11 protein-coding genes are annotated in these 11,827 nt (G+C 53.5%); 2 read left to right on the top strand and 9 right to left on the bottom strand.

The genetic code is table 11. The features are described from left to right. Window positions 1–115: 115 nt before the first annotated feature. The 8 genes from EJQ19_RS01115 to EJQ19_RS01145 all read right to left on the bottom strand — a co-directional run bounded on the left by EJQ19_RS01115 (window position 116) and on the right by EJQ19_RS01145 (window position 7,763). Window positions 116–1,522 carry an ADP-ribosylglycohydrolase family protein gene (locus EJQ19_RS01115; protein ID WP_126139371.1) on the bottom strand — a complete coding sequence of 469 codons (1,407 nt, stop codon included), beginning with the start codon at window positions 1,520–1,522 and terminating at the stop codon, window positions 116–118. Window positions 1,523–1,605: 83 nt separating this feature from the next. Further along, window positions 1,606–2,460: a helix-turn-helix domain-containing protein gene (locus EJQ19_RS01120; protein ID WP_126139372.1), complete on the bottom strand. Its 855-nt coding sequence runs from the start codon at window positions 2,458–2,460 to the stop codon at window positions 1,606–1,608. 18 nt (window positions 2,461–2,478) lie between these two features. After that, window positions 2,479–2,979, bottom strand: a complete 501-nt coding sequence (locus tag EJQ19_RS01125) for an LURP-one-related family protein (protein ID WP_126139373.1) — start codon at window positions 2,977–2,979, stop codon at window positions 2,479–2,481. A gap of 47 nt (window positions 2,980–3,026) precedes the next feature. Further along, window positions 3,027–3,719, bottom strand: coding sequence for a DUF1961 family protein (locus EJQ19_RS01130; RefSeq protein ID WP_126139374.1), 693 nt, complete (start codon window positions 3,717–3,719; stop codon window positions 3,027–3,029). 406 nt (window positions 3,720–4,125) lie between these two features. Further along, window positions 4,126–4,275 (bottom strand): hypothetical protein, encoded by a 150-nt coding sequence (locus EJQ19_RS31660; RefSeq protein WP_164716249.1) that lies wholly within the window; start codon window positions 4,273–4,275, stop codon window positions 4,126–4,128. Window positions 4,276–4,344: 69 nt separating this feature from the next. After that, entirely contained in the window at window positions 4,345–5,214 is an 870-nt protein-coding gene (locus EJQ19_RS01135; RefSeq protein ID WP_126139375.1) for a carbohydrate ABC transporter permease, read from the bottom strand. Between the two features lie 15 nt (window positions 5,215–5,229). After that, on the bottom strand, window positions 5,230–6,147 hold the full coding sequence (locus EJQ19_RS01140) for an ABC transporter permease (RefSeq protein WP_164716250.1): 918 nt from the start codon (window positions 6,145–6,147) through the stop codon (window positions 5,230–5,232). A gap of 56 nt (window positions 6,148–6,203) precedes the next feature. After that, a complete protein-coding gene (locus EJQ19_RS01145; RefSeq protein ID WP_126139376.1) occupies window positions 6,204–7,763 on the bottom strand; it encodes an extracellular solute-binding protein in 1,560 nt (519 codons plus the stop codon). A gap of 227 nt (window positions 7,764–7,990) precedes the next feature. Here EJQ19_RS01145 and EJQ19_RS01150 point away from each other — a divergent pair, with 227 nt between their 5' ends. Together EJQ19_RS01150 and EJQ19_RS01155 are read left to right on the top strand one after the other, a co-directional pair. Further along, window positions 7,991–9,796 carry a cache domain-containing sensor histidine kinase gene (locus tag EJQ19_RS01150; RefSeq protein WP_164716251.1) on the top strand — a complete coding sequence of 602 codons (1,806 nt, stop codon included), beginning with the start codon at window positions 7,991–7,993 and terminating at the stop codon, window positions 9,794–9,796. Then, a complete protein-coding gene (locus tag EJQ19_RS01155) occupies window positions 9,789–11,417 on the top strand; it encodes a helix-turn-helix domain-containing protein (RefSeq protein WP_126139378.1) in 1,629 nt (542 codons plus the stop codon). The genes EJQ19_RS01150 and EJQ19_RS01155 overlap by 8 nt, the downstream gene beginning before the upstream one ends. Window positions 11,418–11,565: 148 nt before the next feature. Here the strand turns inward: EJQ19_RS01155 and EJQ19_RS32130 are convergent. Further along, window positions 11,566–11,827: hypothetical protein (locus EJQ19_RS32130; RefSeq protein WP_206438345.1), on the bottom strand; the 262-nt coding region annotated here is incomplete at its 5' end.

Below are 11,827 nucleotides of genomic sequence, written 5' to 3' on the forward strand. Positions count from 1 at the left end.
TGGTGTTGTCATGCTTTCCGTCACGCCTCGAACTGGACATATGAAAAGACACGATGATCGCTTTGTTTGCCCGAGTGGTCGCTAAGAGTGGCAAAGAAATAGTTCAAGTCACAATCTACAAAGAACTGCGCCCTGCCCCATACGCCGCAGACACCTTCTTAAACACCTCATAGCTGCGATCCGCGCATTCCGAAATTGCAATCGGATGGAACCCTCTCACCTCGGAGTACAGCGTATCGTGAAGTGGATCCGCCCAAGAAGCCGGAAGCTTATCTCCGCCTAGCTTAGCCCCCATAATGGATCCTACGGTAGCGCCGTTGCAGTCCGTATCCCAACCGCCAAGCACCGCCGTCGTAATAGCGAGTTCAAAATCATCCTTCGCAAAGATGAGCGCCGCAGCGACTAAAGCTGCATTATTATTGGTGTGAACGCAATGATACTGCTTGAATGCCTCCCAGATCCGGTCGACCAAATCCAATTGATCAACCGCACTGCGTGCAATATCAACCGCTTTGCGTATATCGTGCGCCAGTCGGCAGTTGCTTGGAATCTCGCTAAGTCCAATTTCCACAATGCGCTCATTATCCGTTTCGTGGAAAGCTGCTGCAATCATGGCTGCCACAAACATTTCCCCATAAATACCGTTCTTCACATGTGAAAAAGAGGCATCCCGCCAGGCTAGTTCCGCTGCAAGCTGCGGATTTCCCGCCGCACCGTAAGCCAGACCATCGGCTCTGATTTGAGCGCCAATCCACTCGCGGTACGGATTCAACCATGTGCGGACCCATTCACTCTTCTCGGCCCAATCCGGCGTCTTTTCACCTTTCATATGCGAAGTAACTTGAGCGAAATTCAAATACGCTTGCGTCTCGGCTGTACATACTTGCTGGTAGCTAAGATACATATGCCACAGCTTGCCGATATCCCAACTATCGAAATCCAATCCTTGTTTTTCCAGCAGAATTAACCCTAACACGGTATACCGGATATCATCGTCAGTTTCCATAAACTGAATATGTTCCTTCATACTTTTCTTGCACCACACACTCAATTTCAAATCATACTCGGCGGACGCCCGCGAGCTCTCCGGCGTGTATCCGCGAATTGGCCAAGCGTCGGCGCCTTTGAACCAAAGCTCAACATTTTTCCAACCGGGTCTTCCCTCGCTGCCCGCCATGAAGGGACCGCATTCCAGCGGTTTACCCAAAGCACACCCGATGCTTCGGCCAAGCCACGCTCCTTGAAAACGGTTGCGCCACTCGGCTTCCGAATGATCCGCTGCCAATTGGCGCGGTCCCTCCGGCCGCAGCGCACGAATGCTGGGCAGGTCCGAAGGCTCTTGATAAGGAAAATCCTCACCGATTTCCAGTGCCATCAACTGCTGATAGACCCCCATCAGCTTCGCTTGATCGTCCCCGGCTGCAGCCCGTAGGTCGTGAAACCCGCTGACATCACAGCCCTCTTCTCCCCTTTGCACAATTTCCAGTTGCACGATTTCTTTTAACGCTTCCCAGCCAGCCATCGTAAAACCACCTTTGATCTAAGATTTTAAGCTGATTATACGGACTGGGCCTTGCCGAATCTTCTCAATTTCCTTCACACTTCTCAAAATAATTGCTTCACGCCAAATTGTTTTCGATACTCCTGCGGGGAGATGCCGGTATCTGCATGAAAGGCACGGTAGAACGAAGCCAAGCTCTGAAATCCGCTGGAAAAACTAATATCCGCGACGCTATCGAGGCTCGTGACAAGCTGTTTCTTCGCTTCGCTGATGCGCAGCCCGGTCACATAATTCACAAAGCTGCTGCCCGTATGCTCCTTGAAAAAGCGGCTTGTCCGCGCCGTACTCCAGCCTACATGCGCAGCCACATCCGTGAGCTGAATCGGATCAAGGAACCGCTCCTTGACAAAAAGGAGCATTTCCTTAATCTCACGCTGCGAGGCGGACATTTTGAGCCACTGCTCGCTGCTGAGCCCGCTTCGATAGTGACGCAGCAGAAGAACCCCCAGCTCCAGCAATTTGCAGCGGGATACCGTAAGGTAGCCCTCCGCTTTGGCGTTCAACTCTTCAAAAATCTGCTGAATCAGCACCCCGACTTGCTGCGCGAGCAGTGTGCCGGCGGCAATATGATTCTCGAAGCGTTCCGACCGGTAGGCAAAGGGTAACAGCAGCTTTTCATCTTCTTCCAGAAACAGACTCGGGTCAAAATTAATAAAAATATAACGGCTCGGATCGCGCGCATCCGACTGGGCAATATGCAGCTCGGTGTTATTGACGATAAAGACATCGCCCTTGCGCACCTCATATAGCTTGCTTTCAAAAATAAACTGCCCCCGCCCCTCCCGGCAATAACCGATTTCGAGACTGGTGTGGAAGTGAAGCGGCTCCGGGTACGTTTTGGGCGTCCACTGGAAAGCATTGATAGGAATAGGATTGTCGTACGCTATTTTTTGCTTCATGCCTGGCTTCGCCTCTCGTCACGTGGCCCCGCCGGCCGCCGTATTGGTATGCTTCTGAATCTCATGAATGCCCATGATCACGGCGAGCAGCTCGTAGGCGTCCAGCCGGTCACTATGGGTATCCAGCAAATAAGCGCCGGACGAGAACCAGCGGCTCACCTTCTCAAACCGCGCAACCAACGCGCCAGACTCGTCCATGACCTCATACTCTTTGGAAAACGCAGGCGACTCGATGTCAAAGCTCCCCCGCCCGTCTTTCTCATACGTATACTTTTTAGAGAAAAACGTAAATCGGCTCCGAAGCACGCCTAGCTCATCGTCATTCCCGTCCGTGATGACCCACTTACTTGAGAAAAACCTGAACTTGCCGCTGCACAGTAACTCATCTCGCGACCCATATACATGAATCGACGAGCCAAACGCGCTCTTCAGATCCAAATGGCCAACCACGGCTTGCTGCTCATCCAGAATTTCCGTTACCCCGGCATTAAACATGTTATCGCGAAAATATAGCTGCACTGCTCTCGCCTCCTTTTACTCATACATACGCCCCGGGTGAGGGATGGTTACGACTTTTCCACCCGATGCACCCGCAAATTTGCATATTCCGCTATGAGCGGCGCCATCTGCCGGAAGCCGACTTTTCCGCCTTTCAGCACCTGCCCGAACGTTTCGCCATCATCTTCCCACTGAAAAATCGGCAAATCGTTGATGAAAAAGTGAATCTCCCGCCCCCATTTGACCACTTTTATCTGGTATGGCCCCTGCGCATCCGCCACTGTCGGAATCGGGTCGGCGCCTTGCGCGACGAGGTGGAAGCCGTAGCTTTTGCGTAAGTTGCACAACTGGAAGCTCCGCTCGCTCTCATACTTGCGCCGAAAATACGAAATATGGTAGGCATTGATGTCGCCATGGTGATAGTGATCGTAAGGACCTTGCCGTAGCTGAAGGTTGTCGTCGAAAAGATCCTCGCCTCCGGCACCCCTGGCCGCGAAAAAGAACACACACAAGCCCGGCTCCCGAATCGGCCAAAACTCCCATGTGATCGCGATGTTATCCGGAAACTCCTCCGGGCACCAGAACACAAAGTTCGATTGCTGTCCCAGCTTTGGATCGAGCAGATTCTCCATGCGCATACGCCCGAGCGGAAAGCTCAGGACAGCTTCGCCTTCCATTTTGAATCCCCTTACATCTTCTTCACTAGCTAAAGCGTTATGATAAAGCAGCTCGCCCATAGCAAACGTTGCCGTTGTTTTCATTTCAGTGTGTTCCTCCTCATCCATCCTCTCCCCCTATTTTAGCATAAAATGGGGGGCTTCCCCGCTGAAATCCCATATCGCCGACGCTCGTTATAGATAACGGACTAAACACGCGCTAGGGGGGGTTAACTTAACGGTTGTCACAGCGCCTATTTGCTATAAAAAGCTTCATTTCCAAATGCAGCGGTTGCCACAGCGCTTATTTGCCTAAATTCTGAGTGAAATGATGGCATTTCGGACAAATAGCCGCTGTCATAACCGTTACAGCTTGTCATGCCTCCTTTTTGGGCAAATAAGCTCTACCGCAACCGTTAGCTGTGGCAACTATGGTTCTAGCTTGCGCTCAGTCGGTCAACACTAAAGCAACAAAATTCGGGACAAAACTTCGATGACGGCAACTGCCGTCTCACCCGCCGTCAACCTCGGCCCACAGCGCCGTCGCTTCCCAGAGCGCGTGCGCCCGCGACCGGCCGGGCCGCTTCAGTATACGCCGGCCGCTATGCCAAAAAAACCGCCGGCATCCCGCCGGCGGCTCCAACACTCCTGTGCCCCTCATTGGCGACAGAACCCTGCCGCCCACGCCAAGCGGTGGCAGCGACAAATCCCGATCACGCACTCCACCTTCTTATTCTTTGATGGAGCCAAGCATGGCCCCTTTGGCAAAGTATTTCTGCAGAAACGGATACACCGCAACGATCGGCAGCATCGCCAGCAGGATCGCGGCGTTCTGCACGTTCGGCCCCAGGTTGACCGCCAATTGGGCGTCCAGCGCAGCATCCGCCGAAATGTTGGAGGCGCTGATCGCCACCATTTGCCGCAGCAGCGGCTGAATCGGCCAAGAGTTCGTGTCATTCAAATAAATGACGGCCGAGAAGAACTCATTCCAATACTGCACCATGAAAAAGAGCGTAAACGTCGCAATGATCGGCTTCGACAACGGAATCACGACAGAGAACAGAATGCGGAACTCCCCCGCACCGTCAATTCGCGCTGCCTCGTCCAGGCTCTCAGGCAAGCTCTGGAAAAAGGAGCGAATGACGAGCACGTTAAACGCGCTCGACGCCGCAGGCAGGATGATCGCCCAGTAGGTGTCGAGCAGCCCTAAGCTTTTAACCACGAGATAGCTCGGAATCATACCGCCATGGAAAATCATCGTGAAGAAAATGAACAGCAGCATGGCGCGGCGGCCCGGCATGATTTTTTTGGACAAGGCGTAGCTGAGCGTAATTGACACGAGCAAGTTGATACAGGTGCCCAGCACCGTAATGATGACGGAGTTTTGAATCGACTTCAGGAAGGTTTGCGCATGAAATAAATAGCTGTAAGCATCCAGCGTCCAATGCGACGGCCAAATGTAGAAGTTCCCGGCCAAGGAGTCACCGGGCGGGCTGAACGAAACCGCGATAATGTACAGAAAAGGCAGCAGCACCGTCAAGGAGATCAGAACGATGATCACGGTCAAGATACTGTCGAACCAGGTTACACGTGCTTTCATGTTGTCGTCTCCTCTCTAGAAAATGCCGTCTTCGCCCAGCAGCTTGGCTGCGTAGTTGGCGCCAAGTACGAGAATCAGGCTGGCCACTGATTTGAACATGCCGACGGTGATCGCGAAGCTGTAATTGAACTGCTCCAAGCCGATATGGTACACGAAGAGGTCGAACACATTGGAAACCTCAAGATTCAGGGAGTTCGTCATGAGGAAAATCTGCATGAAGTTCGAATCCAGCGACGAACCCAGCTTGAGGAGCAGCAGGATGACGATTGTGCTTTTGATCCCAGGCAGGGTGATATGCCGAATATTATGAAAACGGTTTGCGCCGTCAACCTTGGCCGCCTCATACAGCTCGGGATTAATGCCAGCAAGCGCAGCCAGGAAAATAATTGTTCCCCAGCCCGCATCCTTCCAGATGGATTGCAGCACGATCAAAGGACGGAACCAATCGTTGCTCACGAGGAACAGCGCATTGGTGTTCATCCATTGTTCCAGATAGTGATTAATGACCCCGGATGGGCCGAAGAACGAAATCGTAATGCCGTATATGACAACCCACGATAGGAAATGCGGGAGATAGACGATAGTTTGGGAAATCCGTTTGAACACTTGAAGCCGCAATTCGTGCAGCATAATGGAAAGCAGAATCGTAAACGGGAAATAAATAAACAGATTGAGGAAGGAAATCAGCAGCGTATTTTTTAAAAGGATGTAAAAGTCCGATGTACTGAAAAATGTTCTGAAATTTTCAAGGCCAACCCAAGGGCTGTCCCATACGCCCCGAAACGGGCTGTAGTCCTTGAATGCGAGCACGAGCCCCCACATGGGCGCATAATGAAAAATAATGAAGTAAAGCAGGCCCGGCGCAGCCAGCACGTAAAAAGGCCACAGTTGTTTGAATCGTTTGGGTCGATGAAGCCGTATCGTTCTCTCCAAGCCTTTCTCCTCCTTTAGCGAAAATAAAGGGGGCCGTTCAAGCCCCCGTGGTCTTGCTATTTATGATCTTCGTTGTATTGGTCTTGAAGCTCTTTCGTAATCTGCGCGCCCAGGCCGCTCGTCCAAGCATCGATTTCCTTCTGAACGTCGTCCCACTTGCTCTCGCCAAGGACATACTTCGTCATGATTGCGCTCATTTTCTTATAGCTGTCCGGATTCTTGCTTGCCACCTGCGAGTTATAGCTCAGGAACGGATTCTCGACACCGGCTTTGCTGATCACGTCAAGCAGCGCTTTTTGCACTTTCAAAATCGCTTGGTCTTTCGATGTCGCGTACACGTACGGATCGAATTTGTTTTGCAGCACGAATGTCGATGGTTTCTCCAAATCATAGAGCTTCTTTTGATCCTCGGTTTGCACCGCCACCCCATCCTTCATTTCAGAGGAATGCACACCGATAATGCCTGCCTTGCCGAACACGGCGTTCTCCTCGGAGGCGCTAAAGTCCAGGAAGTCGACGATTTTCTGGACTTTCTCCTTCGGCACCGAGCTTGGAATCACCCACAGCCCGTAGTATCCGCCTGTGATCGGAACGCCTTTCTTGCCGCCCGGCCCTTCTAACAGATCAACTGCTGCGATCTCGGCATTCGGGTCCACCTGCTTCAACTTCGTAACGTTGGTTTCCACCAAGTCACTCGCATTCCCCGCAAAGACACCAGCCACACCAGCCAGGAATTTGCTGCGGGATTGTTGTTGGTTTTTCAGAACCGGCGCATCTTTATCGATCAAGCCTTTGCTCCATATATCTTTCATCCAATCGAGGTACGTTTTGTACTCCGGCGTCTGGAAGTCGCGAACCGGCTTGCCGTTATCCAACTTCCATGTGTTCGGCACGCCGAACGCATATTGCATCGGATTCGTACCTGCGAACGGCCCCGGCGAGCCGATGCCGTCAACCGCAAAGACGGAGAGCGGAATTGTTTTTCCGCCGCCTGCCGGATCTTTTTCCTTGAACACTTGCAGCACCTTCGTTAAGTCATCCAGCGTTTTCGGCATCGCCAGATTGTATTTGTCCAGCCAATCCTTCCGGATAATCAGGTTGCCGTCGCCGCCGCCATACAGGCCACGAGGTCGCGGAACGCCATAAATCTTGCCCTGCACCTTGGTGGTGTTCCAAATGACGGAATCAATCTGTTTCAGATTTTTCGTCTTCTCGATATAAGGGGTCAAATCATGGAACGCGCCCATTTTGACCAGGTTCGTATATTTGTCGTCTTTGCCGCCTTCCATCAGCAGCAGGTCATAAGAATCACCTGCGGAAACGGCGACGGAGAGCTTGTCTTTGTAAGCCTCGGAAGGAACGAACGTCACGTCGAGCTTCACGTTGCCTCTTTTCTCCAGATCTTCTTTCGCTTTGTTATTATCTGTTGAGGGCGGATTGCCGAACAGAATCGTCATGGCTTTAATGGTCGTCGGCGCAGCCGCAGGAGCTTGGGAGGCTTGCCCTGCTCCGGGTGTACTTCCGGTATTGCTGGAACCGCTGGAACATCCAGCCAGCACCGTTGTCAGCAGCACGGTTGCCGCGAGCACGGGTACAAGCGTTTTTTTGCTAGTCATACGTTCATTCCCCTTTTCGTTTTTTCTAACGCGTCAGTTGTGGTACAGTTCGAATTATAGAGATCACCGGAAGGCAAGAACATGTCGAAAATGAGGGAAAGTGTCACCGTTTTTAAGATATGCCGGTAAATCGGTATCTCCGGACAGTCCCTTGTACTATAATCGAAAAAAGCCCCCGCATAGCGCGGAAGGCGTCAATTACTCGCGTAACGGATGTGATCGGCACCATGATGTCGCCATTTTTCGGCTTTCTAACCCGCAGCTTCTATATCAAAATGATTCTGGTCATGCTGGCCGTCTCGCTTATCCCGCTCATTGTATTGTCCTACATTTCCGTGACTGTCTCCAGTTCGACGGTGGAAAGCCAGGTCAATCGGCTGAACGCCCAGCTCGTCAATCAGGTCGTAGACCGAATCGAGCTGACCATGTCCCGGTTCCGGGAGCTTAGTGAGCAGTATTCCCGCATTTCCTCCATCCAAAGCGCGCTGGTGTCTCCATCCAGCCAGTACTACGAGGAGGTTGTTCGCAAAAAAGATCTGATTGCGGTACTCAGTACCGCTTCCGCCGTAATCGGGAACGTCGAAGGGCTGCAGGTGTATTCGGCAGCAACGGATGAAGTCTTGTCATCCGACGAGGCTCCCTCAACGCTGGAGGGCTCCAAGTTCAGACCGCTCATTGAGGAGTTCCTTTCAAAGTGCGGCTCCTCCCTGTTTCTGGACAAAAGCACGCATCCGAATGTGCCGATTTTGCAAAATTCCACCTACTATATCGCGCGCATCCCGTTCGATACGTTCGAGGATTTGCGCGGGGTGCTGCTGATTTCCATGAACAACACGCAGTTCCAACGGCAGATCGAGAACATTCAGCTCGGTTCGCTCGGCTCCGTGTCGCTGCTGACGCCAAGCGGCGTGACCATTGCGACAACGAGCAAGCTGGAGCGTAGCCGGGACGATGCGCGGACGCGCAGCATCCTATCCCGCTGGGCGGAGCTCGGCAAGCCGAATCAGCTCGAAATGGGCACGTCCATCGTCTCCGTCAAGCAGACGAAAACATTCGACAGCTGGATCGTGATCTCGGAGATCCCGTCTCAGGAACTGACGCGAAGCGCGGAGATTATCCGGCGCACGGTCACCTATTTTCTGATTGCCCTTGTGACCATCGGCGGCCTATCCGTTATCGGCTTTGGCTACCAATTGTATCGGCCTTTGCAAGCCGTTAAGCGGCAGGTCGACGCCATCAAAAAGGGGAATTTTGAAGCGCGCGTCACCCATTTTGCCCCCAATGAAATCGGCGACCTGGGACGCATGCTCAACACGATGGCCGTCCGCATCCAGGAGCTGCTGTCGGAACAGCAGGAGTCTGAGGATATGAAGCGCAAGCTGGAGATTCGGGCGCTGCAGTCGCAGATTAACCCGCATTTTATGTATAACACGCTGAATACGATTCGCATGTTCGCGATGCTGAAGGATTACGACAATATTAACACGCTGATGGGCAAATTCGTCTCACTGCTGCGCTATAGTATGGAGAATTATGATCAACATGTACAGCTCCAGCAGGAAATAGAGTACGTGCAGGACTATATCGCGCTCCTCAACATGCGGTACAAGTACCAGACCCAGCTTCACGCCGAGATTGAAGCGCCGCTGGAACGTATGTCGATTCCGAAGCTGGGCTTGCAGCCGCTGATTGAAAATGCCGTGTTCCACGGGATTCTCCCGAAGAAAATGGCGGAAGGACACATTTATTTGCGGGTGTATTCGCATGAGAGTGCTGAGCCTGCAGCAGTGATCATCGAGGTTGAAGATAACGGCGTGGGGCTGGACGAGGAGCAGTTGGAGAAGCTGCGTATTCATCTGCAGCAGGAGCAGATTGGCGACAATATCGGCCTCAAGAACGTTTGGCTCCGCATGAAGCTCATGTTCGGCAAGGAGGCGCAGGTGCAGCTATCGGCGGTGGCCAGCGGCGGTTTGCTCATCCGCTTCATGCTTCCTGCTGATACTGTACGTCTGAAGGAGGGGCCACATGGTTAAAGTTCTTCTCGTTGAAGATGAAATCCCAGCAAGAACGGTGTTCCGCCATATGATCGAAGCCTATAGCGACGGCTTGTTTACACTGGTCGGTGAGGCCGAGGACGGCGGTGAGGGGCTGGAGCTGTTTCGGCGGCATAAGCCTCAGCTCATCGTCACCGACATTACGATGCCCGGCATGAGCGGTCTGGATATGCTGCATGAGATCGAGCAAAGCGGCGAGGGAGTGCCGCAGGCCGTTATTTTGACGTCCCATAAGGACTTTCATTACGCGCAGCAGGCAATCCAGCTCAAAGCTGCCGCCTATCTGATCAAGGACGACTGCCTCTCGGACCCCGAGCTGCTCCCCCGCACGATGGAAGGGCTGGCCCGGCAGGCCGTTTCGCAGGACGAGAGCCGGGAAAAGCAGCTGCAGCTGGAGCAAAAGGTGCGGGCGAGCGAAATGGAAATCGAGCGCAGCACGTTTCTAAACATGCTTCGTTCGCCTGAAGACGAGGCGGCTTGGCTGCAAAGCCTGGAATCCGCGCAAATTCCAGTTCGCAGCGGGCGCGTGCATGCGCTGCTGCTCGAGCTCGACCGCAGTTCCCTGCGCTTCTCGATCGATCAGCAGGAGGAGCTGAAACTGTGGCAGTTCGCCGGCGTCAACGTGCTCAAGGAGCTGCTCGGCGACTGCGGGCCGAATAAAGTCATCGCGCTGGACAAAGGGCGATTCTTCGCGATCTACGCGCCAGCCGGCGGAGTGGCGCAAGCGCAAGCGCCTGCGTCTGGGCTGCTGGCGCACATCGTGCAGGCGTTCACGCTGTATTTGAAAATGAGCGCCCTCGGGCTCGAGTTCACCTTCGAGCACGGGCTTGCGGCACAGCTGCCCGAGCTGAAAAAGCTGGTAACGGCGGCGTATCCATTCTTTTACCGCAGCCAGGCGGTGATAGCCCGCACGGAGTGGGCGGAGCTCGCCGGCTTCCAGCATGTGCCGGAGCATTTCAGCCGGCTGTGGATCAAGATCTTGAAGCAGGCGCTGCTGGAGCCGCTCCGCAGCGCAGCCGCCCTGGAGCAGGAGCGCAGCTCCTTCTTCCGGCAGGCGATGGAGCAGCGCTGGGACCCGGAGCAGATCAAATCTCTGTATCTGCGCGTGTTTCTGGACATCAGCCATTTTACGGCTGATTCCGAGGCCGCGGCGGAGCTGGAAGCGGCGTTCCGCAAGAAGCTGGAGCAGTGCCAGACGTTCCACGACGTGCACGATACGACGTTTCTTTTTTTCCGCAGACTGCAAGGGCTGCAGGGGGACGGGAAGACGATCGATGCGTCGATTTCCCGCATGATTCAGCGGATGCACGAGGATCTCAGCTACCCGTATAAGCTGGAAGAGTTGGCGGAGTCGATCAACTACAGCGTGCCGTATTTCAGCTCCATGTTTAAGAAGACGACGGGCGAAAGCTTCGTCCAGTATGTGACCCGACTGCGGGTAGAGAAGGCGAAGCTGCTGCTGCTCACCACCGACCAAAAAACGTTCGAAATCGCCGAATCCATCGGCTTCGAGAATTACCGGTCGTTTAACCGGATTTTTAAGAAGGAAACGGGCGTGACGCCGTCGGATTTCCGTCGCATGCATCAGGAGCAGTTGTAGCCGGGTTATCGGTTGCGGCTGCTTTTCTGCTGCTGGATGGAGGGGTAGACGGTTGATCTAAGACTGCAGAATGCTTCATGAACGTGGGGTGGTGAGGGTTAGAGTAGTTAAGATTTGGGCTTGATTGGCGGAGCGTACGGAAGGTTAGCTAGTTTTGGTGGGAGTGGTGAGAGTTAACTGCGGTTTCGGTTGCTGTTGCGGTTGCTGTTGTGGCTGCGGTTGCGGTTCGGTTGCGGTTGCGGTTGTAGTTGCGGTTGTAGTTGCGGTTGGGGTTGCGGTTGGGGTTCGGTTGGGGTTGGGAGCATTGTTGACAGGAGCGTTGAAGTTTACCTGCAAAACCTACATCAAATTTGCCCAGTATGAGGCAATCCACAGTGGAATCCTGTATTTCTGCTCTTCTGTCAAGAAAG

It is taken from the genome of Paenibacillus whitsoniae (assembly GCF_003955665.1).
Lineage (GTDB): Bacteria > Bacillota > Bacilli > Paenibacillales > NBRC-103111 > Paenibacillus_E > Paenibacillus_E whitsoniae.